Here is a 21,600-nt window from a genome sequence, read left to right as displayed (position 1 = left end):
TCCTCAGCTTGCGGGGTCGGGGGTGCGGCGCCGGGCGACGTCGCCGGCGGCCAGGTAGGCCAGGCCGAAGGCGGGCAGCAGGCCGTTGCCGGGCAGGTAGCCCGCGGCGCCGTGGCCGGAGATGCTCGCCGCGGCGCCACCCGCGGCGTACAGCCCGGGGATCGGGCGGTCCTGGGTGTCGACGACGTTGGCGTGCTCGTCGACCAGCAGCCCGCCCTGGGTGTGGAACAGCGCGGGCACCACGCGGACCGCGGCGTAGCGGCCCGAGAGCGGACGCTCCCAGTTGGTGCGGCCGTGCTCGTCTTCACGCTCACCGCGGGCGATGGCGGACGCGGTGGCGAGTTCCTCGGACAGCGTCTCCGATGGCAGGCCGGTTGCTTCGGCCAGACCGGCGGCGTCGTCCGCCCAGACCAGCGCGCCGGCGGACACCACGTCCCGGAAGTCCTGGAACGGCTGGCACTGTTCGAAGATCGTCTCGTCGAGCACGATCCAGCCGGTCGAACCGGGCCGCGCGGCCAGCTCGGCGGCGTACTCGGAATAGCCGCGGATCTCGTTGCCGAAGCGACGGCCTTCGAGGTCGACCAGGATCGCGCCGTGGATGATCGTCGCCCAGCCGACGAGCGTGCCCGCACTGGCCGACACGGCGCCGTGGCCTTGGTAGGCATCCAGGAACCCGGTGGCGGCGCCCAGTTTTTCGCCGATGCGCAGCGCGTCGCCGAGCGACTGGTCACTGCCCTGGTACAGCGCCCCGGCGATCTCCGGGAGGTAGCGTTTGACGAGGTCCGAGTCGGCACCGAAGCCGTTGGTGGCCAGCAGGACCGCCCGGGTCGGGATCTCTTCCTCGATGCCGTCGGGATACCGGACGACGACCGCGCGGACACCGTCCACATCGGACAAGACGTCCACCAGCCGGGCGGGCGCGAGCAGTTCGATGTTCTCGTGCTCGGTCACGCGACGGGCGAGGTGGTCGACGACGCCCGAGCCGTGGCGGCCCGGGATCGAGTGGCAGCGGGGCACGGCGTGGCCGGGGTAGTTGAAGTCCGTGACCAGCGACAACGGCAGCCCGGCCGAGTCCGCGAGCCACTCGACCAGCGGCGCGCTCACCTCGGCCAGCGTCCGGGCCAGCTGCGGGTCGGCCTGCCCGTGCGTCTTCGCCATGATGTCGGCGACGAACTTCTCGGGTGAGTCGTCCACGCCCTCCGACGCCTGCCAGCGGGAGCCTGCACCGGGGAACATCGCCGTGGACATCGAGGTGTTGTTGCCCCGCCGGAAGTGCTCGCTCGCCTCGACGACCAGCACGCTCAGGCCCAGTTCGGCCGCGCGCAGGGCGCCCGCGAGCCCGCCGCCCGCACCGGCGACGACGAGGTCCGGTCCGTCGGTCACTGCTGCTCCTCGACGGCCAGCAGCCGCATCGCCAGCGCCGTCGGGTCGACGATGCGCGCGGGCAGGTCGGCGGGCTCGACGTCGACGGCCGAGCAGCCGTTGATCACCGCCGTCGCACCCAGTTCCGCTAGCTCGCGGACGGCGGTGCCGAGCGCGGCGTTCCAGGTCTCGGTCTCGGCGATCGCGGAGAACGGCAGGTCCAGCACGCGGATCCCGGCGAGGTACTCGGTCAGCCGGTAGGCGGCGATGCGCTTGGAGAACTCCTCGGCGATCGCTTCGTTGCGCACGACCGCACCGAACCGGACGCCCTTCGCGGCGAGATAGGTCGCCGACAGCTTGAGCAGCCCGTGCACCGGCAACGGCGGCTCGGTGACGGCGTCGGGGACGGCCGGGTCCAGCACGCAGTCCGGGAAGGCCAGGTCCCAGCCGTCGCCGGCGGCCGCGAGCACCGCGGCGACGGCGTCCTCGGAAACGCGCATGGACTCGTCCGTGTCGAGAGTCTTCGGGGCTGCCGGGCCGACGTCGCGCAGCTCGATCTCGAGGCCCGGCGGCGCGAGCCGGTCGTAACGCTCCTGCCGCCGCCGGATCTCCTCGGGCGGCAGGTGGATGGGCGTCACCGCGAGGGCACGCATCAGTTCGGCTCCTTCTCTTCGGTTCCGGCCAGTTCGCGCAGTGCCGCACCCACGTGGGGCAGGCCGGGCAGGGCGCGACCCAGCGTGGCGGCGCGCTCCACGAACGGCCTGGGCAGCCACTTCCCGAGCATGCCGACCAGGTCGGACTCGGTCAGCGGGTGGTGGTCGGCGTCGCCGACCGGGTTGGGGACTTCGCAGGTCAGCGACGTGCTGTCGTCGAAGGCGACGGTCACGCGGGCAGGGCGCTCGTCCGGGAGGCGCGCGGTGAGGTCGGCCGCCTCGACCAGGCGCACGCGGCTCGCCAGGGATCGCACGTCGGCGTCACAAAGCGGGCTCTCCGGCCCGACTTCGCCGGTCAGCGCGGCGGTCGCCACCACGAACGGGGTCGAGAACATCGCCGAGAGCCGGTTCGACCAGTCCACATCGGACAGCCCGGCCCCCAGGACGTGGGTCTCCACCAGGATGTGCGTGATGCCGTCGGCCCGGAACGCCGGACGCGAGCGCAGTTCGAGGACGGCGTCCGCCGCCGGGTGGGTGAACGAGCAGGACGCGTGCCGCTTGAAGTAGCCACGCGTGATGTCCCAGCGGGTGCCCAGATCCGCGGTCAGCTCGCCCGCGTCGAACTCGCCGAGCAGGGTGCCGAGCGAGAGCGCAGCCGTGCCGGTGGTGCGGGCCATCCCGGCCGCCGCCATCCGCGCGGCGGCGAGCCCGGACGTCGCCGAGGCGCCCAGCCACGCGTTGCGCACCGGGTTGCCCTGGGTCGCCGAGTCGAAGTGCCCGGCGATGCCCATTCCGGCCGCCGTGTCGATGGCGGCCGCGGCGGCCCCGGGCGGGAGGCCGAGCAGCCGGGCGCAGCCCGCCGCCGCGCCGGGGACACCCCAGCTGCCGTGCGGGTGCGCGCCCGCACGCAGGGTGGTCGCGCGGCCGAACCGCGCGGCCACCTCGTAGGCGGCGAGCAGCGCCGCCGCCGTGTCCGCGCCGGTGCTGTCCAGCTCGGCCGCCAGCGCCAGCACCGCGGGAAAGCCGTGCGCGGCGGGGTGGCCCTTGGCGTACTTGTGGCCCTCGTCCAGCTCCAGCGAGACGAGCGCGACGCCGTTGAGCCAGGCCGCCGCGTCGGTCGTGGCCAGCTGCCCGCCGCCGATCAGCGGCGCCGGACCGGCCGGTGCGCGCCAAGCGTCGCGCAGCGCCCGATGCTCCGGGAGAGAAGCACCCAATGCGGTGACACCCACAACGTCGAGCAGCACGAGGGAAAGCCGGTCGAGCACCACGGCCGGGACACTCGTGACGTCCAGTTCGGACACCCAAGCTCCCAGCGACGCGGTGGCGGAAGCCGCTCGTTCACGGTTCACAGTCCCAGGTACGCCTTCCTGACGCGGTTGTCGCCGGCGAGTTCGGCGCCGGTGCCTTCCAGCACGGTCGACCCGCTTTCCAGCACGTACGCCCGGTCCGCGATGGCCAGCGCCTGCTTCGCGTTCTGCTCGACCAGCAGCACCGCCACCCCGCTGTCCCGGATGCGCTGGACCGCCTCCAGCACCGTCCAGGTCAGTTTCGGCGAAAGCCCGGTCGACGGCTCGTCGAGCATCAGCAGCCGCGGTCCGGCCATCAGGGCCCGGCCGATCGCGAGCATCTGCTGCTGGCCGCCGCTGAACGTCTGCGCGGTCTGCGTCCGGCGCTCGGCGAGCACCGGGAACAGCTCGTAGACCTCAGCCAGCGACGAAGCGGCCTGCGCGGGCGTGCGGGTCCACGCACCCATCCGCAGGTTCTCCTCGACGGTCAGCGTGCCGAACAGCGCCCGGTCCTCGGGCACGTGGACAAGGCCGTCGCGCACCAGCTGGTCCGGGCGGCGGCCGGCGGTCGGCGTGCCATCCAGGGTGATGGTCCCCGACAGCGGCTTGAGCTGGCCGCAGATGCTGCGCAACGTCGTGGTCTTGCCCGCGCCGTTCGCGCCGACCAGCGCGACGATCTCCCCGGCGTCGAGGCGCAGGTCGACGTCGTGCAGGATCCGCATCCGCCCGTACCCGGCGCACACCTTCTCAAGCGTCAGCATGGGTCGGCTCCTCACCGAGGTAGGCGTCGATGACCCGCGGGTCGCTGGTGACCGCTTCGGGTGAGCCGACGGCCAGCACGCGGCCCTGGTCGAGCACGAGCACCCGGTCGGCCAGCCGCATCACCGCGGCCATGATGTGCTCGATGAACACCAGCGTGACGCCCTCCTGCTCGCGCAGCGTGGCGAGCAGGTCGAGCACCGGCTCTCGCTCGGCCGGGACCAGCCCGGCCAGCACCTCGTCGAGCAGCAGGACTTTCGGCCGGGTCGCCAGCGCCCGGGCCAGTTCGAGACGCTTGAGCCCGGCGGTCGGCAGGTCGGTCGCGGCGCGGTGGGCCCACGGTCCGAGCCCAACGCGTTCGACGACGTCGAGCGCGTGCTCCCGCAGCGCCTTGGCGCTCAGGCGGTGATGCTGCGCGGCGAGGCTGACGTTCTGTGCCACCGTCATGCTCGCGAACGGCCGCATCAGCTGGAAGGTGCGCACCATGCCGGCGCGGGCGATCCGGTCGGGCGCGCGGCCGGTGACGTCGTCGCCCGCCAGCCGCACCCGCCCGGTGTCCGGGCTCAGCGCGCCCGAGATGACGTTGAACAGGGTGGTCTTGCCTGCGCCGTTGGGCCCGATGACGCCGAGGATCTCGCCCTCGGCCACTTCGAGGTCCACATCGGACAGTGCGTGCACGCCGCGGAACGCCTTGCCGACGCCGGTGACTTCCACGATGCTCATCGACGCCACCTCGCAGCGATGGTTCCGACGATCCCCTTGGGCAACAGCCGCACGATCAGGATCACCAGCACCGCGTACAGCACGACGTCCAATCCGCTGCGGCCCTGCAGGAAGCCCAGAAACTCCGGTGGGGTGCGCAGCAGCGTCGCCGTGACGTCCGTGAGCGAGCCGATGATGATCGCGCCGACCACCGGGCCCCACACCGTGCCGATGCCGCCGATCACGACCGGCACGATCGCCTGGATCGAGATGGCCGAACCGAACCCGAGATCGGGGTTCACGAACAAGTAGTACTGCGTGTAGAACGCGCCCGCCACGGCGGTGATCGCCGCCGACAGCGCGACCGTCAGCAGCTTGTGCCGCAACACCGGGGCGCCGAGGGACGCGGCGGCCAGTTCGTCGTCGCGGATCGCCGTGACGTACCGGCCGGCGCGGGAGTGCAGGAAGACGATGCTGATCGCGACCGCCGCCCCGGCCAGGACCAGGGCCACCCAGAAGTACGCGGGTGAGTCGGCCGGGAACTGGATCAGCCACAGTGACGAGTCCTGGATCAGCGGGACGCTGTAGCCCACGGACTTGTTGGCGAAGGCGCTGCTTGTCACGATCAGCCGCAGCATCTCCGCGAACGCGAAGGTGGCCAGCGCGAAGTAGGCGCCCTGGAGCTTGTAGCGGAAGGAGAAGTAGCCGATGACCACGGCGACCGCGGCGGCCACCGCCATCCCGGCCAGCATCCCGATCCACGGCGACACGTTGTGCTTCACCAGCAGGTACGCGCTGGTGTACGCGCCGAGACCGAAATAGGCGGCGTGGCCGAAGCTGAACATGCCGCCGAAGCCGCTCATGATGTTCCAGCCGACGGCCATCAGCAGGAAGATCAGGATCCGGACGGCGACCGCGCCCTGGGCGGCGGGCAGGATCAGCGGCAGCGGGATCGCGACCAACACGAGGATCGCGAGAATGGCCAGCTGCCGGTTCTGCGGCCGCAACGGCGGTGCTTTGACGGCGCCCGAGTTGCTCGGCGCGGCGATGGTGATGGTGCTCATGCGCGCACCTCGCTGACGCTCGGTGCCTGCTGAGCACAAAGCGCTGTGTTGAATGATTCGCTCGCAAGCTCGCTCATGCGCGCCTCCCGAACAGGCCCTGCGGGCGGAGGAACAGCACCAGCACGAACACCACGAAGACGCCGAGCAGGGAGCTCTGGCCGCCCAGGTAGATCGTGGTGAGCTGTTCGACCAGCCCGATCAGCAGGCCGCCGACGAGCGCGCCGACGACGTTGCCCATCCCGCCGAGCACCACGACCACAAACGCCGTGATGTTGAACTGCTCCCCCAACGTCGGGGTCACGGTGACGAGTGGCCCGGCGAGGACCGCCGCGGCCCCCGCGCATGCCGTGCCGATGGCGAAGGTCAGCGTGTGCATCCGGCGGACGTTGATGCCGACCAGTGCCGCGCCCGGCGCGTTCGCGGCGACCGCGCGGATCGCGGTGCCCAGCCGGGTGCGCCGCAGCAGCCAGTACAGCAGCCCGCCGAGCACGATCGCGCCGAGGAACGCGTACAGTCGCGAACCCGCGACGACCGCGCCCAGCAACGGGAACTGGAAGTCGCCGGGCAGCGCGATCGTCTTGGGCTCGGCGCCGAAGAACATCAGCAGCCCGTTTTCCAGCAGCAGTGACAGGCCGAGCGTGATCAGCAGCTGGTTCTCCAGCGACCGGCCGCCCGCCCCGGACAGCAGCCCGCGGTGCACCGCCGCGCCGAGGAGGAACAGCACCGGCACCGCGACGACGAGCGTCAGGTACGGGTGCAGGCCGGTCGCCTGAACCATGCCGAAGGAGATGAACATCGCGACCGCGAGGAACGCGCCGTGGGCGAAGTTCACGATGTCGAGCACACCGAAGATCAGCGTCAGGCCCATCGCGATCAGGCCGTAGAGGCCGCCGGTCAGGATGCCGGTGACCACCGACTGCCAGACCACCAGGCCACTGCCGGACTGCACCAGCGCGAGGACGATCGCGACGACGAGGACGGCGGCCACGATGCCGGCGCGGCCGAGGAAACCCTTGTCCGCTCGGGCTTTCCGGTCGGGTGGTGCGGTTTCGGGGACGACGGGCGCCCCGGTGTCGAGTTCGGTCATGGTCGCCACGCCACCCTGTAGTCGGGCCGGGATTCGGCTTTTTCGGGGGGATACACCTGCTGGACCCGCCCGTCCCGGACCTGCATCAGCACCGGGAAGGCGTTGCGGTTGTCGCCGTTGGGGGCGAACTGGATCGGCCCGCGGCCGACGGTCAGGGGTGCGACCTGGGCGGCGGCGATCGCGTTCCGCACCTTCTCCGGGTCGGTGCTCGCGGCCTGCTCGACCCCGTGCGCGATCACCTGGACCGCGTCGTAGGACAGGACCGCGCCGGTGCGCATCGGGTCGCCGTACACCTTCTGGTACTTCTCGCGCAGCGCGACGGTCTCGGGGTTGGTCGCGTCGTAGTGGTAGTTGGCGCTGAAGTACAGGTTGCCGAGCGCGCCGGCGTCGGCGACGAACTTCGGCTGGTCGTACGCGCCGTTCGAGACGCCCCAGACCGCGTTGAGGTCCGGTTTCACCGAGGCGATCGCCTTGGCCGCCAGCAGGCTGTCGCGGTAGTAGCCGGCCACCGCCAGCACGTCCGCGCCCGACGCCTTGACCTGCGTGACCTGGGCGGTCAGGTCGCTGACCGTGGTGGCGTCGTAGCTGATGTTCGGGCCGATCCCGATGCCGAGCTGCTTGGCGGCCGCGGTGAAGGCGTCGGCCGCGCCGCTGCCGAAGTCGCTCTGCTCGTGCAGGAACGCGACCTTGCGGACGGGCTTGCCCGCCTGGTCCGAAACCGCTTTCAGGTACTGGGCGGCGGCCGTCGCGATCGCCTTGCTGCCGGGCTGCACACGGAAGGAGTACTTGTAGCCGTGGGAGAAGATCGCGTCGGAGGCGGTCACGTCCATCACGAACGGGACCCGGTTGCGTTCGGCCACCACGGCGACGTTGGTGCTCACGGCGCTCTGATAAGTACCCACCAGGCTCACCGCACCGGCCGAGATCAGCCGCTGGGCCTCACTCTGCCCGATGTCGGCCTTGCCCTGGGTGTCGCCGGTGACCAGCTCGACCTTGCGGCCGCCGAGCGACTTGATGCCGCCGGCCGCGTTGATCGCGTCGACCGCCAGCTGCGCACCGCGGCGCATCTGCAGGCCGTCGACCGCGTTCGAGCCGCTGACCGGGTGCAGCGCGCCGATCTTCACCGGGCCCTCGTCCCGCCCCGCGGCGGCGCCCCCGGCTCCCATCGGAGCCGATCCCCCGCACCCGGTCACGAGCAGGGCCACCGCCCCGAGCCCCGCGACGAGCTTTCGTGCGGACATGTCACCTCTTCCCACTGGAAGCACTGTCGTTCCGCTTAGCGAAACGCCAGATTTGTTGTCGGCCATCGTGACACTCGGCCCGACGTCAGGTCAACATCTGCGCATAACTTGACGGACACGCGTGATCAGTGCGAACTTGGAGAACACGGAGAGACGTCACCACGAAACACGACGTTCACAGTTGTTCCCCCCGGCGAAACGGGCATCCGAACTCGGGCCGCCGGACGAGAAAGGCAGGTACGCCCCATGACGGGCGCTTTGTCCGGGATCCGGGTGCTCGACACGGCCACCCTGTTCGCCGGCCCGCTGGCCGCGACACTGCTGGGCGACTTCGGCGCCGAGGTGATCAAGATCGAGCACCCGAAGGGCGACCCCGTCCGCAGCCACGGCGCGCAGCGCGACGGCGTCGGCCTCTGGTGGAAGATGCTCGGCCGCGGCAAGAAGGCGATCACCCTGTACCTCGGCTCCCCCGAGGGCCAGGAGATCTTCAAGAAACTCGTGGCCGACGCCGACGTCGTTGTCGAGAACTTCCGCCCCGGCACGCTCGAGCGCTGGGGCCTGGGCTACGACGAGCTGCGTGAGATCAACCCCGGCCTGGTGCTCACGCGGGTGACCGGGTTCGGGCAGATCGGCCCGTACGCCAAGCGCCCCGGCTTCGGCACGCTCGCCGAGGCGATGAGCGGGTTCGCCGCGATCACCGGTGAACCGGACGGCCCGCCGACACTGCCGCCGTTCGGCCTCGCCGACGGGATCGCCGCGCTGACCACCGCCTACGCCGTGATGACCGCGCTGCGGGCCCGGGACCAGACCGGGCGCGGCCAGGTTGTCGACCTCGCCATCATCGAGCCGATCCTCACGCTGCTCGGGCCGCAGATCATCGCCTACGACCAGCTCGGCACGCTGCAGCCGCGCACCGGCAACCGGTCCACGAACAACGCGCCGCGCAACACCTACCGCACCCGCGACGGCAGCTGGGTCGCCATCTCCACCAGCGCCCAGTCCATCGCCGAGCGCGTGATGCGGCTGGTCGGGCGCCCGGAGCTGATCGACGAGCCGTGGTTCGCGTCCGGTTCGGAGCGCGCGCAGCACGCCGACCTGCTCGACGACGCCGTCGGCTCGTGGATCGCCGACCGCGACCGCGACGACGTCGTCAAGGCGTTCGAGGAGGCCCAGGCCGCCGTCGCGCCGATCTACACCGCCGCCGACGTCATGGCCGACCCGCAGTTCGCCGCGCTGAACAGCATCGCCACCGTCGAGGACGACGAACTGGGGCCGGTGAAGATGCAGAACGTGCTGTTCCGGCTGTCGGAGACGCCCGGGCACCTCACCACGGCCGGGGCGCCGCTCGGCGCGCACACCGCCGAAGTCCTCGGTCGTTACGGCCTCGGCGAGCCGGAACTGGCCGCGCTGCGCGAAAAAGGCGTCATCAAGTGATCCGCAGCTGGCTCTACGTCCCGGGTGACCGGCCGGACCGGATCACGAAGGCCCTGGCCGGCCCGGCGGACGCGGTGATCATCGACCTCGAGGACGCCGTCGCCGCAGCCTCGAAGGACGACGCCCGGCGGAACACCCTGGCGGCACTGGGCGACGGCGCGACCGCGTTCGTCCGGATCAACGCCCCGGGCACCCCGGCCGGTGAGGCCGACATCGCCGCGCTGGCCGGGCACGCACCCGCGGGCGTCCGGGTGCCCAAGTGCGAGGACCCGGGTGAGCTGCGGCGGGTCGCCGAGGCGCTCGGCGTGCCGGTGTACCCGGTGCTGGAATCGGCGCTGGGCGTGGAAAACGCGCTGGCGATCGCGACGGCGCACCCGCTCGTCGCCGGGATCTCCCTCGGTGAAGCCGACCTGGCCGCGGACCTGCGGGTCGCCGGTGGTGATGCGCTGACCTGGCCGCGGTCCCGGGTGGTCGTCGCCGCGCGCGCGGCCGGGCTGCCGAGCCCGGTGCAGAGCGTCTGGACCGCCGTCCGCGACCTCGACGGCCTGCGCGCGAGCACCGAAGCCGGGCGGGCGGCCGGGTTCTTCGGCCGGTCGGTCATCCACCCCGCTCAGATTCCCGTGGTGCACCAGGCCTTCGCGCCTGATCCGGCCGAGACGGCGTGGGCGAGCGAGCTGCTCGACCGGCTCTCGACCGACGGGCCGGCTGCCTGGATCGACCACAACGGACAGTTCGTCGACGCCGCGATCGTCGCCCGCGCCCGCTGGGTGCTCGCGCTCGCGGAGTCCGCAGAAAAGGAAGGCCAGCACTCATGACACGTCCCCAGGATCCGCTGCTGTCGGCGGTCGCCGGCGGGGTCCGGCTGATCGAGCTCGGGCAGCCGTTCTTCACCGGCATGCCCTGCTCGCCGAACCACCCCGGGTTCCGGATGACGCTGATCCGCCGCCACGGTGACATGCGCCGCCCGGACGGCGGGTCGGCGGCCAACGAGATCATCGTCACCGGCGGGCACGTCGGCACCCACATCGACGCGCTGTCGCACGTCAGCCATAACGGCAAGCTGCACGGTGACGTCGACGCCGCCGAAGCCCAGCAGGGCGGCGTGTTCCGCACCCACGGCGCGGAGAACCTGCCCGGCCTGCTGCGCCGCGCGGTGCTCCTGGACGTGGCTGCGGTGCACGACGTCCCGACACTGGAGCCGGGGTACGGCGTCACGGCCGCCGACCTGGACGCGGCGGCGAAGCTGGCCGGCACCGAACCCGGCGCCGGCGACGTCGCGCTGATCCGGACCGGCTGGGCGCGGAACTTCGACGACGCCACGAAGTACATGGGCAAGGAGACCGGCGTCCCCGGCGCCACGACGTCGGCGGCGGAATGGCTGGCGGCCCGCCGTGTCGTGGCGACCGGCGCGGACACCACGGCCTACGAGCAGATCCCTGCCGGGGCCGGGCACGCCGTGCTGCCGGTGCACCGGATCCTGCTCGTGGAGTCGGGCATCTTCATCCTGGAGCACCTGAACCTGGAGGCCGTCGCCGCGGAAGGCGTGCACGAGTTCGTGTTCGTGCTCGCGCCGCTGCGGATCGTCGGCGGCACCGGCTCCCCCGTGCGTCCCCTCGCGGCGGTGTCCGCATGACCGCCACGATCGTGCAGCAGCTGGCCGCGTTCGCCACGTCGGTGCGGGCGAAGGGACTGCCGCCGGAACTGCGGGACGACGCCGCGCGGCGCGTCCTCGACGTTCTCGGCAACAGCCTGGCCGCCACGTCGGAACGTCCCGCGGCGGCCGTCGGCGCGCTGGTCCGGGAGTGGGGCGGCACCGGCCGCGCGACGGCGATCGGCACCGGCGACCGGCTGCCCGAGCCGAGCGCGGCGTTGCTGAACGGCACCCTCGCGCACTCCCTCGACTTCGACGACACGCACCTGCCCTCGGTGCTGCACCCGTCGGCGTCGGTGGTGCCGGCCGCGCTGGCCGTCGCGGAATCCCGCGGCGCGACCGGGGCCCAGCTGCTCGACGCGATCGGCGTCGGCGTCGAGATCACCGTCCGGCTCGGCATGGCGGGCTACAACGAGGAACTCGGCAACTCCGTGTTCTTCGAGCGCGGTCTGCACGCGACGGCGATCTGCGGTGCCCTCGGCGCGGCGGCGGCCGCGGCGATGCTGTCCGATGTGGACGCCGAGGGGATCGCCGACGCCATCGGCATCGCGGCCAGCATGGGCTCGGGGCTCCTGGAAGCCAACCGCACGGGCGGCACGGTGAAGCGGATCCACTGCGGCTGGGCCGCCCACGCCGCGGTGACAGCGGCGGGCATGGCGCGGCACGGCATCACCGGCCCGCCCACGGTCCTGGAGGGCCGATTCGGGCTGCTCCAGGCGTTCTGCGGCGACCAGTCCGATGTGGACGTCATCGTCGCCGGCCTGGGTGAGCGCTGGGAGCTGCCGGGGATCTTCTTCAAGCCCTACCCCTGCAACCACTTCACCCACGCGGGCATCGACGCGGCCCGGCGGCTGCGCGAGCGCGGTGTCGACCCGGCCGAGATCGAGCACCTCGAACTGGGCGCGCCGACGTCGGTGCTGCGCACGATCGCCGAGCCGCGCGAGGACAAGATCCGCCCGAAGTCGGGCTACCACGCGGCGTTCTCGGGTCCGTACACGGTGGCGGCGGGCCTCCTGGGCGGCGGCGGGCTGGGCGTCTTCCACGACGACTTCACCGACGAGGCCGCGGCGGACCCGGCGCGCCTGGAGCTGGCGGCGAAGGTGGAGTGTGTCCCGGACGCTCGCTGCGACGAGATCTTCCCGCACCAGTTCCCGGCAGTCCTGCGCGCCCGGTTGAAGGACGGCCGCGAACTGGAGGAGCGGGTGGACGCCAATCGTGGCGGCCCGCAGAACCCGCTCTCGGCCGACGAGCTGGCGACGAAGTTCCGCTTGAACGCGGCCCGGGTGCTCCCGGCCGAGGTGAGCACGCGGATCACGGAACTGACCTACGGCCTCGCCACCCTGGGCGACCTGACGGAACTGACCACCCTGCTCCGCACCTGACGAGGCCGGGCCGGGCCGGGCCGATCGAGCGTCGGCCCGGCCCGCCCGGCGGTGGAGTCAGATTCCGCAGGACGACGCCGACCAGAACCGGCTCGACCGGTGCGCCACGTGCGTGTGGTCGCTGTGGCCCGGGTATCCCGGTCCGAGGATCTCGCTGAAGCCGTGGTTGCGGGCCTGCTGCGCCAGTCCGCAGAAGCCCTGCGCCCCCGCCCCGAGGTCGACCGCGTCCCCGTAGAGGTGCCGGCTGGCGGCGGCCCCGCCGACCGCGTTGTTGCAGGCGACACTGCGGAAACCGCCGTTGACCACGATCGGGCGGTCCCCCATGGCGTGCCGCATCGCCTGCAGCTTCCACATCGACACCAGCGCATTGGCCTTCGCGGTCGCGGCGGAGACGTTGCCGCCCGACCAGTCGGAGTTGCACCTGTTCAGCTCGGCGTAGGTGAAGTTGACCGGCGTGCAGTCGTCGTCCTGCAGCTGGTAGATCTTCGCGAACGTCGCGGGTCCGGCGATGCCGTCCGCACCGAGGCCGTAAGCCTGCTGGAACCGGGTGACCGCGGCCTTGGTGCCCGCGCCGAACTGGCCGTCGAGGGCCAGGACACCGCCGTAGCCCGGGTAACCGGCGACGCGGATCTGCAGTTGCCGGACGTCGTCACCGGAGGCGCCTTGGGACAGCGTACGTCCCCAGGAGTAGCAGGCGTCGGCGGCAGCCGTGGTCCCGGCTGTCACCGGACCCGGATCGGCGGCCACCGGAGCGGCCGCCGCCGAGCCGAAACCGGCCATCAGGGCGAGCAGGGGCAGGACAAGACGAAGGCGCATGACAGGAACACCTTTCAAGCCCGGAAGGTGAGACCCACGAACCGCGGATTGTCCGCGATTCACTGTCCGGCACGTTAGTGCGGTTCCGAGCGCCATGCTGTCGGTCGTTCACACCACAGCACCTCGTCGGCGCGTGTCGAGAACGGGCGATCGGCTCCGACTCAGGGGCATCGGCGGCCGAAGGGGCCGCCACCACGAAAGGGACCATGCCCGATGACCATCGTGACCGCCCAGATGTCGGTATCCCTCGACGGCTTCTACACCGGCCCGCGGGCAGCCAAGGAAGTATCCGGCTGGATGCGCGGCCCCGAAGCACCCGGCTTCTTCCGGGTCACCCGCTGGGCCGTCGACGCCGCGGCCTGGCGCGAGCGGCAGGGCTTCGCCGGCGGTGAGCAGTCGATCGATTCGCAGATCGTCGAGGAGACGTTCGCGGCGGCCGGCGCCTACGTCATGGGCCGGCGCATGTTCGACGCCGGCGAGGTCCCCTGGGGAGACGAGCCGCCGTTCCACGCCCCGGTCTTCGTGGTCACCCACCACCCCCGGGAAGTGCTCGAACGCCAGGGTGGCACCTCCTTCACCTTCGTCACCGAAGGGCTCGAGCGGGCCGTCGAGCTGGCCCGGGACGCCGCCGGCGGCAAGGACGTGGCGGTGGCCGGCGGCGGCGAGCTCCTGCGCCAGGTGCTGGCCGCCGGGCTGCTCGACCAGCTCGACCTGCACATCGCCCCGGTGCTGCTGGGCGACGGCCAGCGCCTGTTCGACGCCGGACTCGGCCTCGCCGCGGACGAAGGCATCGAGCTCGTCCCCACCCGGGTCGTCGAGTCGCCCGGGGTGACCCACATCCGCTATACCGTCACTGGGCGGTCGAAACTGGTGTTGGACGATCGTGGGGCCAGCGGTGACCTGGTCGGACCGGCCCAGGAGCAGAGGAGCGCGCGGTGAAGTACATGCTGCTGATCTACGGCAACGAAGAAGCCTTCGGCTCGATCGGGGCGGAGGCCCTCGCCGAGCTCATCCGCGAGACCGACGCCCTCAACCAGGAGCTGTTCGAGTCCGGTGAGCTGGTCGGCGCCTACGGCATGGCCGACCAGATGATGTCCAAGATGGTCCGGGTCGCCGGTGGGACGCCGGTGGTCACCGACGGCCCCTTCGCCGAGGCCAAGGAGTACCTGGGCAGCTTCACGATCCTCGACTGCGACAACCTGGAACGGGCCCTGGAGATCGCGGCCCGCAACCCGTCGGCGCGCCACTGGGGTGTCGAGGTCCGGCCACTGATGCACGAGGCGAACATCGAGCCGTGACCGACTGGCAGGCCGTCCGGCGGCTGGTCCCGGAGGTGCTCGGCGCGCTGGTGCGCCGCTACGGCCAGTTCGACACCTGCGAGGACGCCGTCCAGGAGGCACTGGTGGCGGCCACGGTCCAGTGGCCGGCCGAGGGGTGGCCGGAGAACCCCAAGGCCTGGCTGGTGACGGTGGCGACGCGCCGCCTCGCCGACCAGGTGCGCAGTGACACCGCTCGCCGCCGGCGGGAGGAGGCGGACGCCCTCCGCACGCCGCCCGCCGGTGGTGAGGTGCAGGCCGGTGACGACACCCTCACGCTGCTGTTCCTGTGCTGCCACCCGGCGCTGACACCGCCGTCGCAGATCGCGCTGACCCTGCGGGCCGTCGGCGGCCTGTCGACCGCCGAGATCGCCCGGGCCTTCCTCGTGCCCGAGTCGACCATGGCGCAGCGCATCAGCCGGGCCAAGCAGCGCATCAAGGCCGCCGGAGCGGGCTTCACCTTGCCACCGCCGGCCGAGCAGGCGGAGCGGCTCGGTGTGGTGCTCCACGTGGTCTACCTCGTCTTCAACGAGGGCTACACGGCCACGTCGGGGGCGCGCCTGGTGCGGGCCGAGCTGACGGCCGAGGCGATCCGGCTGGCCCGCGAGCTGCATCGGCTGGTCCCCGGCGACGGCGAGGTGGCCGGGCTCCTGGCCCTGCTGCTGTTGACCGAGGCCCGCCGCCAGGCCCGCACCGCCCCGGACGGATCGCTGGTGCCGCTCAGCGAGCAGGACCGGACGCTTTGGGACGCCGAAGCCATCACCGAAGGCGTGGCTCTCGTGACCGCCACCCTGTCGAGCGGCCCGATCGGCCCGTACCAGCTCCAGGCCGCCATCGCCGCCGTCCACGACGAGGCGCCCACCGCGGAAGTCACCGACTGGCCGCAGATTCTCGCCCTCTACACGGTTCTCGAGCGGGTGGCGCCCAACCCGACGGTGACGCTCAACCGGGCGGTGGCGGTGGCCGAGGTGCACGGGCCCGCGGCCGGGCTGGCCCTGCTCGACGCCGTCTCGGCCGACGAGCGCAGCTCCGCCTCCCACCACCTGGTGTCGGTGCGGGCCCACCTGCTGGAGATGGCGGGCGACCACGACGCGGCGCGCGCCGGCTACCAGGAAGCGGCCCGGCGCACCACCAGCGAACCCGAGCGGCGGCATCTCCTGACCCGTGCCGCGCGGCTTACTGGGCTCGGCAGGTCCGGAGGTAGCTGAGGAACGAGGCCTGCAGACCGGTCACGTGCGTTTCGCGCAGGAGCGCGCTGGTGACGGCGCCGCCGCGGGCGGTCAGGCGGTGCAGGACGGTGGCCGCGTTCTTCGTGAGGTTCTGGTAGACGGCCAGATCTCCGAGCAGCTCTTGCTCGTTGAGGGTCACGTGAAGCTGGGCGGCAGGCAGGCTGTCACCCGCTTCTTCGAGCATCGCGAAGACCTGACTGTCTTCACCGACGACACCGGGACTGCCCGCGCCGATGCTCTCGAAGAGCGTGCTGCCGGTGAGCCAGGCGTAGAGGCTGAAAAGCCCGCCGTAGGAGTAGCCGAAAAGGCCGTGACCGCTCGTGGCCGTGCCGTAGTCGCGTTCGATCCGCGGGTGCAGTTCCGCGGTGAGGAAGCTCAGGAATGCATCGGCATGGGTTTCGCGCAGTTCGGCGAGGTAGGCGTCGGCTTCCTCGCGGGTCATCGAGCCCGTTCGGACTCCCATCTCCACGGCATCGATGAACTCCTGGGCGATGGGCTCACCGGGCGGCACCAGGTCCCGGTTGCGCAGCCGTGCCCAGTGCTGGGCTTCCTCGCCCGCGTAGCCGACGCTGACCTGGATGTAGGGCCGGATCTGCTGCATGGGGTCTTTCTGGGTGACGATGAGCGGCGCCGTCATGCCCACGGCCCAGTTGCCGTCGAGCACGTACACGGCAGGCGCTTGCGTCGTGGCGGGGTCGTAGCCCGGCGGCGTGGTGACCCAGACGCCGTAGTCGTGCCCACCGCCGGACCGCATCTCGAAGAAGTCGGTGTCGGCGAGGCAGCCTTGCCACATGGCGCTCACGAGTCGTTCCCTCCGTCGTTGCGAGCCGGCTGCCACCATGTGGGGCAACGCGGCACCATCTTTTCCAATGGATAAACTGTGGGAGTGATCTTGTCAAGCACGGAACGCAGAGGCGACGCCCGCGAGCGTCTCCTGGCTCGGCTTCTCGACGCCTTCCACGAGGCCCTGCCCTCACCGGAGGTGTCGCTCCGGGAGATCGCCGCCCGGACCGACACCAGCCACGCGCTTCTGCGCTACCACTTCGGGTCACTCCCGGGCGTCTTGGCGGCCATGCTCGAGGCACAGCGAACTCGTGACAACGAGAAGCTCTTCGAGGCCGCGCAGGAGGGCACCTTCGACGACCTCGTGATGGCGATCTGGCGGGCCTACACCCGCCCGGAGCAGCTGTCGCGCGTCCGTGGCTTCTTCCACGTCGTGGGACTGGCTGCGTACAGCCCGGAGGACTTCCGCGAGTTCATCGACTCGCTCGGCGACCTGACCAAGATGCTGGCCTCACTCGCGGAACGCGAAGGGCTCGGCACCGAGGAAGCACTGACCGCGGCCACCGTCGCCGTCGCCGCGATTCGTGGCCTGCTCCTGCAGGAAGTGCTGACTCCGGCCGCCCGTTCGGAGGACGCGGTCGCCTTGATCCTGCGCATGAGCAAGGGACGATCCGCGTAACGGACTGCTAGGCGAGGTTGCCCAGGACGGTCGTGGCGAGCCGCTTGATGATGTCGCAGCCGAGCATGCCGAGGTTCTGGCCCTGCGGGTGGATCGCGACCTGGAACGACGACTTCCCCTCGGCGACCGCGACGTACATCATGCAGCGGTCACGCGTGGTGTCGACACCGAGCAGGGTGCGGTGCCCGGCCAGCGTGCCCGGCTCCAGGTCGGCGACGCGGGGATCCGCGGTCATGTCGAGGGCCGGGTGCGGGCCGAAGAGCAGGGCGCCCTGGGCCGCGGTCCACTGGCACTGCCGGAATCCGGTCTGCTCCTCACCGCCCTCCTGGGACTGCCCGTCGAGCACGAGCAGTTCGGCCAGCTGCTTCTCGTCGAGGGCACGACACGGGTGCTCGGCCAAGGCGGCCAGGGTGACGGGGAACACCACCGCGCTGGTCGTCGGCGTGACCGGCGGCGTTGTCGAGGCTGAGGACGTCGTCGGGGCGGGCGCGTCGTCCGTGCCGCAGCCTGCGCCGAGTGTGCACAACGCGGCCAGCGCCAACGCCTTCCGAACCGTGCCGGTCATCCGGTCATGGTCCCACCGCAAGCGGGGACCGGTCCCGGCGACCAGCCATACGCTCGAGCTCCGGAGAACAGGAGCGAGGATGGCCGAAGTCCGGGTGGGTGTTGTGCTCCGTCCGCAGTCACCGCCGGAAGAGCTGCGGGAGACCGTTGTCGCGGCCGACGAAGCCGGCCTCGACGAGCTGTGGCTGGGCTTTCCCGAACACGGCCTCGGCGCCGCCGCGGCCGCGCTGACCTGGAGCGAGCGGCTCACCGTCGGGATCGGGCTGCTGCCGCCGCGCGACCCCGCCGTCGCCGCCACGGAGATCGCCATGGTGGCGCGGCTTTTTCCCGGCCGGTTCGTCCCGGCCGTCGGGCCCGCCAGGACGGCCCACGCGGTGACGGTGCTGCGTGAGCACGCCGTCGCCGTCCGGCGGCTGCTGCAAGGCGAGACCGTCGAGGTGGCCGGGCAGCTCGAGGCGGTGGGCTTGGACTGGCCGCCGGAGCAGGTGCCGCCCCTCATCCTCGGCGCGCGAGAGCCGGAGACTCTCGCGCTCGCGGGCGAAGTGGGCGACGGCGTGCTCCTGGACGCCTGCTTCGTCACGCCGAAGTACGTCGCCTCGGCGAGCGCCCGCGTCGCTCAGGCCGCTTTGGCCGCGCGCCGGCCCGCGCCACGGGTCGTCACCTTCGCGGAGATCGAACCGGAGGTGCCCGCCCTCGGCGACCGGGCCCGTGCCCTGATCGCCGAACTGGCTGCCGCCGGCGCCGATTCCGTTGTCCTGCAGTGCACTTCGCAGCACCCGTACCCGGGCCCGCTCATCGCCGCGTTGTCCCGCTGACGGATTTCGCGGCCGATGCTCAGTGGGCCTTGTGCGCCCGGACCCGCCTGGATATTTCGGCGGGCCGAACATGTTCCTGAACGGTGTTCCGCTGCACTTCCGGCCAGGCGCGGTGGATCTGCTGAGGAGCAGGCACCTTCAAGAGCAGACTCCGGCAGTGGCCGCGTGGCTCAGAGAACCGAAGTCCCAGGCGTTGGTCGAGCGTCATCAGGGCACCGGCGTCGGGACCGGTCCCCAGCCTCCGTCATTAGCGTCGGTCCATGACCGGACTGGGCGCCTACGTCGAACGCTTCGAGACGAACAACCGCCGGCGTGCCGGGCGGGCGGTGGCCGCGCTGGCCATCGGCACACCCGTCGCCGCGGTCGGGGTCGCCCTGGTCGTCCTCGCCGACCAAGGCGGCACCCTCGGCCCCGCGATGATGTTCCCGGGCATGATCATCGGCGCCGGGCTGGGTCTCGCGCTGCTCGGTGTCACGCTCGCCTGCCAGACCATCACCCGCCGGGGCGAGACGTTCACGCTGTACGAGGCGGGGTTCGTGCACACCAAGGCCAAGACGAGCACCGAGGTGCCGTGGACCGCGATCGAGACGGTCGTCGACCACACCAAGCAGAACGTGCTCGCCAAGGCCTTCGGTGGTGACGTCGGCTGCCTCGTCAGGCTCACCGGCGGCCGGAAGGTGGTCGTCAACGGCTTCACCGATGGCGCCGACCTGCTGACCCTCCGGATCTTCGAGGCCACCGCGCCGCGCACCTCGCCCAGCTAGGCGCAGCGCGCACTCTCATCCAGGGAACAACGGCGGTTCCGGGAGCTCGAGCCATTCCAGGTCCATCGGCACCAGCGTTGTCGAGAGCACCAGTTCCCGCAGCAGGTTGACGGTCAGGGTCAGCCCCACCGGCTCCCCCACCTCCTCCCGCCGAAGCCCGTGCACGCCGGCGTCGGAAAGCCGTTGGCGGACGCGGGAAACGAGGTGCTCGACACGCTTGGCCGTCCAGTGCTCGCGCGGCCGCCGCTCGGCGAGCTCGGCCGCCGCCTGCTGCCGGGACAACGGCAGCGGCTGGGGGTCGTAGCCGAGGTAACGCTGCCCGAGCACCGCCAGCACGAGGTGCTCCTCCGGCGAGAGCCGCCAGCGCTTCGGCGGCGCCGTCGGCTGTGTCGGGCGGCGCGTCGTGACGCCCGCCTCGCCGTCGGAGACCAGCAGCTCCAGCACGTGCTCGCGGGTGCCGCGCAGGAACAGCGCGGTGTACCCCTCCGCGAGCGGCAGCGGTTCGCTGTCGCGGTGCAACAGGACGCTGTCGGACAGCCGGATCGGCGACCGGCCGGTGTTGCTGAGCCACCAGCGGTCCCGCTCGCGCACGAGCTGCCCGTGCACCCGGCTGATGCGCACGTCTTCCTCGCCGACGCAGACGTCGACCTCCAGTCGGTTGCGCCCGAACGTCACCCGGCTCCCGGGCGACGGCGGCACCGCGACGCCGCCGGTGACGGTGAGCGCGCTCAAGGTGCCCGGCACGGTGTCGGCGACGCCGTGCCGAAGGCTGCGCCGGCGGTGCGGGTCGAGACGTCCGGTGGTCACGGCCGGCTCCGCTCGTAGGCGCCGATGTCGAAGCCCGCGCCCGCGGGCCGGGCGACACCGTCGAGGTCGAACGCGGGAGCGTGCTCCGGGCTGCCGGTGTTGATCGCGGCCGAGCCCGCGACGAGGTGGTAGTCACCGTGGGCCGGATCGGCGAAGCCCGGGTCCCCGGCGAGGTTGTGGTCGGCCGCGAACGGCCCGGCGTCGACCGGTCCGTCGCCGAACACGTTGTTGCGCAAAGTGTTCTTCCCGGCGAACCGGTCGGCGTCGACGAGCACCGAGCCGCGGCCGTTGCCGGCGAAGGTGTTGTTGACGATCTCCAGGTTCCGCATGGTCCCGGTCGACTCGACCCAGAGGCTCAGCCCGGCCTGCGTGTTGCCGGTGGACAGGTTGTCGAACACCCGGACGTCCGAGAGCAGCCTGGTTTCCGAGTAGTCCTCGACGGCGAGCCCGATCCCGGCCTTGGTGGCCTCGCGGGTGCCGCTCACGACGTTGGCGTAGACGTCCACAGTGGACGAAGAGTCGACATAGATGTTCGGGCCCCGGTTGCCGGTCACGACGTTGTGGTGGATCTTCACCCGGGCGGCGGCGTTGTACTTGACGTCGATGCCTTCCTCGCCGTTGTTGTGCACGCGGCAGCCGGACACCTCGACGTCCGACGAGCCCGAGGCGATGCTCAGCGCTTCGTGGTCGGCCGAGGTGCCGCGGGAGTTGGTGCCGCGGATGTCGCAGTTCGTGACGCGGACCCGGCGGGTGCCGACCAGCACGAGCCCGCCGTCGCGGGAGCCATCGACGCCGAAGCGGGTGAACACCAGGTCGTGGGCGCCCTCGGCGTAGACGCCGAAGCCGGTCGAGCCGGCCACGGTCACACCGGTGAACTCCAGCCAGCCGTGCCCGCCGATGGCCAGGCCGCCGGCGCCGCTCAACACCGCGGTGCCACCGATGCCGGTGAACCGGATCGGGCGGCCCGGGGCGCCGCCGTGGCGGACGGTCAGCCCGCCGGGGTAGGTGCCGGGTTCGATCGCGACCGTGTCCCCCGGGCGGGCCGCGTCGGCCGCGGCCTGGACGGACGGGTACTCCCCGTGCGGCCCGACGTGCCGGGTCCGCGGCACCGGTCCGGCGGCCCCCTCGGCCGTCGGACCGGCCGTGGCGGCCACCAGGAGCGCCACTCCGGCCAGCACCCGCATCGCCATCTCGCGTTCCGTCTCC

The 21,600-nt window shown here is 71.8% G+C and carries 23 protein-coding genes; 10 read left to right on the top strand and 13 right to left on the bottom strand.

Translation table 11 applies throughout. The features are described 5' to 3' along the window. Nucleotides 1-3 precede the first annotated feature (3 nt). The 8 genes from ACIA5G_RS45155 to ACIA5G_RS45120 all read right to left on the bottom strand — a co-directional run bounded on the left by ACIA5G_RS45155 (nucleotide 4) and on the right by ACIA5G_RS45120 (nucleotide 8,154). Entirely contained in the window at nucleotides 4-1,383 is a 1,380-nt protein-coding gene (locus tag ACIA5G_RS45155) for an FAD-binding protein (protein WP_395935098.1), read from the bottom strand. Beyond that, nucleotides 1,380-2,015, bottom strand: coding sequence for an aspartate/glutamate racemase family protein (locus ACIA5G_RS45150; protein WP_395935096.1), 636 nt, complete (start codon nucleotides 2,013-2,015; stop codon nucleotides 1,380-1,382). The genes ACIA5G_RS45155 and ACIA5G_RS45150 overlap by 4 nt, the downstream gene beginning before the upstream one ends. Beyond that, nucleotides 2,015-3,364 (bottom strand): MmgE/PrpD family protein, encoded by a 1,350-nt coding sequence (locus ACIA5G_RS45145; protein ID WP_395935094.1) that lies wholly within the window; start codon nucleotides 3,362-3,364, stop codon nucleotides 2,015-2,017. Before ACIA5G_RS45145 ends, ACIA5G_RS45150 begins: the two co-directional genes overlap by 1 nt. Further along, nucleotides 3,361-4,062, bottom strand: a complete 702-nt coding sequence (locus ACIA5G_RS45140; protein ID WP_395935092.1) for an ABC transporter ATP-binding protein — start codon at nucleotides 4,060-4,062, stop codon at nucleotides 3,361-3,363. Before ACIA5G_RS45140 ends, ACIA5G_RS45145 begins: the two co-directional genes overlap by 4 nt. Beyond that, nucleotides 4,049-4,783, bottom strand: a complete 735-nt coding sequence (locus ACIA5G_RS45135; RefSeq protein WP_395935090.1) for an ABC transporter ATP-binding protein — start codon at nucleotides 4,781-4,783, stop codon at nucleotides 4,049-4,051. Before ACIA5G_RS45135 ends, ACIA5G_RS45140 begins: the two co-directional genes overlap by 14 nt. Further along, nucleotides 4,780-5,826 (bottom strand): branched-chain amino acid ABC transporter permease, encoded by a 1,047-nt coding sequence (locus ACIA5G_RS45130; RefSeq protein ID WP_395935088.1) that lies wholly within the window; start codon nucleotides 5,824-5,826, stop codon nucleotides 4,780-4,782. The genes ACIA5G_RS45135 and ACIA5G_RS45130 overlap by 4 nt, the downstream gene beginning before the upstream one ends. A gap of 73 nt (nucleotides 5,827-5,899) precedes the next feature. Beyond that, nucleotides 5,900-6,913, bottom strand: a complete 1,014-nt coding sequence (locus ACIA5G_RS45125) for a branched-chain amino acid ABC transporter permease (protein WP_395935085.1) — start codon at nucleotides 6,911-6,913, stop codon at nucleotides 5,900-5,902. After that, on the bottom strand, nucleotides 6,910-8,154 hold the full coding sequence (locus ACIA5G_RS45120; protein WP_395935082.1) for an ABC transporter substrate-binding protein: 1,245 nt from the start codon (nucleotides 8,152-8,154) through the stop codon (nucleotides 6,910-6,912). The genes ACIA5G_RS45125 and ACIA5G_RS45120 overlap by 4 nt, the downstream gene beginning before the upstream one ends. A 246-nt stretch (nucleotides 8,155-8,400) precedes the next feature. On the opposite strand from ACIA5G_RS45120, the gene ACIA5G_RS45115 reads away from it, so the two are divergent. The 4 genes from ACIA5G_RS45115 to ACIA5G_RS45100 are packed head-to-tail and all read left to right on the top strand — an operon-like array spanning nucleotide 8,401 to nucleotide 12,621. Further along, nucleotides 8,401-9,588: a CaiB/BaiF CoA transferase family protein gene (locus ACIA5G_RS45115; protein WP_395935080.1), complete on the top strand. Its 1,188-nt coding sequence runs from the start codon at nucleotides 8,401-8,403 to the stop codon at nucleotides 9,586-9,588. Further along, on the top strand, nucleotides 9,585-10,403 hold the full coding sequence (locus tag ACIA5G_RS45110) for an HpcH/HpaI aldolase/citrate lyase family protein (protein WP_395935077.1): 819 nt from the start codon (nucleotides 9,585-9,587) through the stop codon (nucleotides 10,401-10,403). Before ACIA5G_RS45115 ends, ACIA5G_RS45110 begins: the two co-directional genes overlap by 4 nt. Then, complete coding sequence (locus tag ACIA5G_RS45105) at nucleotides 10,400-11,221, top strand: cyclase family protein (RefSeq protein WP_395935075.1); 822 nt, start codon at nucleotides 10,400-10,402, stop codon at nucleotides 11,219-11,221. Before ACIA5G_RS45110 ends, ACIA5G_RS45105 begins: the two co-directional genes overlap by 4 nt. Continuing rightward, on the top strand, nucleotides 11,218-12,621 hold the full coding sequence (locus ACIA5G_RS45100; protein ID WP_395935073.1) for an MmgE/PrpD family protein: 1,404 nt from the start codon (nucleotides 11,218-11,220) through the stop codon (nucleotides 12,619-12,621). The genes ACIA5G_RS45105 and ACIA5G_RS45100 overlap by 4 nt, the downstream gene beginning before the upstream one ends. Nucleotides 12,622-12,678: 57 nt before the next feature. Here the strand turns inward: ACIA5G_RS45100 and ACIA5G_RS45095 are convergent, their stop codons facing one another. Beyond that, nucleotides 12,679-13,437 carry a D-Ala-D-Ala carboxypeptidase family metallohydrolase gene (locus ACIA5G_RS45095; RefSeq protein WP_395935071.1) on the bottom strand — a complete coding sequence of 253 codons (759 nt, stop codon included), beginning with the start codon at nucleotides 13,435-13,437 and terminating at the stop codon, nucleotides 12,679-12,681. Nucleotides 13,438-13,650: 213 nt separating this feature from the next. Between ACIA5G_RS45095 and ACIA5G_RS45090 the strand changes: the two genes are divergently transcribed. From ACIA5G_RS45090 to ACIA5G_RS45080, 3 genes are read left to right on the top strand one after another with little or no spacing between them, the layout of a single operon-like run. Continuing rightward, on the top strand, nucleotides 13,651-14,376 hold the full coding sequence (locus ACIA5G_RS45090) for a dihydrofolate reductase family protein (protein ID WP_395935069.1): 726 nt from the start codon (nucleotides 13,651-13,653) through the stop codon (nucleotides 14,374-14,376). Between the two features lie 5 nt (nucleotides 14,377-14,381). After that, nucleotides 14,382-14,735, top strand: coding sequence for a YciI family protein (locus tag ACIA5G_RS45085; RefSeq protein WP_395935446.1), 354 nt, complete (start codon nucleotides 14,382-14,384; stop codon nucleotides 14,733-14,735). Further along, a complete protein-coding gene (locus ACIA5G_RS45080; protein ID WP_395935067.1) occupies nucleotides 14,732-15,961 on the top strand; it encodes an RNA polymerase sigma factor in 1,230 nt (409 codons plus the stop codon). Before ACIA5G_RS45085 ends, ACIA5G_RS45080 begins: the two co-directional genes overlap by 4 nt. Here the strand turns inward: ACIA5G_RS45080 and ACIA5G_RS45075 are convergent. After that, entirely contained in the window at nucleotides 15,930-16,784 is an 855-nt protein-coding gene (locus ACIA5G_RS45075) for an alpha/beta hydrolase (RefSeq protein WP_395935065.1), read from the bottom strand. The genes ACIA5G_RS45080 and ACIA5G_RS45075 overlap by 32 nt on opposite strands. 84 nt (nucleotides 16,785-16,868) lie before the next feature. Between ACIA5G_RS45075 and ACIA5G_RS45070 the strand changes: the two genes are divergently transcribed. Next, a complete protein-coding gene (locus ACIA5G_RS45070; RefSeq protein WP_395935063.1) occupies nucleotides 16,869-17,444 on the top strand; it encodes a TetR/AcrR family transcriptional regulator in 576 nt (191 codons plus the stop codon). Nucleotides 17,445-17,451: 7 nt separating this feature from the next. Here the strand turns inward: ACIA5G_RS45070 and ACIA5G_RS45065 are convergent, their stop codons facing one another. Then, entirely contained in the window at nucleotides 17,452-18,009 is a 558-nt protein-coding gene (locus ACIA5G_RS45065) for a DUF3558 family protein (RefSeq protein WP_395935061.1), read from the bottom strand. 79 nt (nucleotides 18,010-18,088) lie between these two features. Here ACIA5G_RS45065 and ACIA5G_RS45060 point away from each other — a divergent pair, with 79 nt between their 5' ends. Both ACIA5G_RS45060 and ACIA5G_RS45055 read left to right on the top strand, forming a co-directional pair. Next, the gene (locus ACIA5G_RS45060; protein ID WP_395935059.1) at nucleotides 18,089-18,823 is read left to right on the top strand and encodes an LLM class flavin-dependent oxidoreductase; all 735 of its coding nucleotides are present in this window, start codon (nucleotides 18,089-18,091) and stop codon (nucleotides 18,821-18,823) included. Nucleotides 18,824-19,083: 260 nt separating this feature from the next. Next, a complete protein-coding gene (locus ACIA5G_RS45055; protein ID WP_395935057.1) occupies nucleotides 19,084-19,587 on the top strand; it encodes a hypothetical protein in 504 nt (167 codons plus the stop codon). Nucleotides 19,588-19,602: 15 nt separating this feature from the next. On the opposite strand, the gene ACIA5G_RS45050 is transcribed toward ACIA5G_RS45055, so the two are convergent. Next, nucleotides 19,603-20,394, bottom strand: coding sequence for an FHA domain-containing protein (locus ACIA5G_RS45050; RefSeq protein ID WP_395935055.1), 792 nt, complete (start codon nucleotides 20,392-20,394; stop codon nucleotides 19,603-19,605). Beyond that, entirely contained in the window at nucleotides 20,391-21,584 is a 1,194-nt protein-coding gene (locus tag ACIA5G_RS45045; RefSeq protein WP_395935053.1) for a right-handed parallel beta-helix repeat-containing protein, read from the bottom strand. Before ACIA5G_RS45045 ends, ACIA5G_RS45050 begins: the two co-directional genes overlap by 4 nt. Nucleotides 21,585-21,600: the final 16 nt, after the last annotated feature.

Origin of the sequence: Amycolatopsis sp. NPDC051758, assembly GCF_044453095.1 — a bacterium.
Taxonomy (GTDB): Bacteria; Actinomycetota; Actinomycetes; order Mycobacteriales; family Pseudonocardiaceae; genus Amycolatopsis.
Note: the sequence above shows the minus strand (reverse complement) of the source record. Positions and strands in the feature narration are given on the sequence as shown.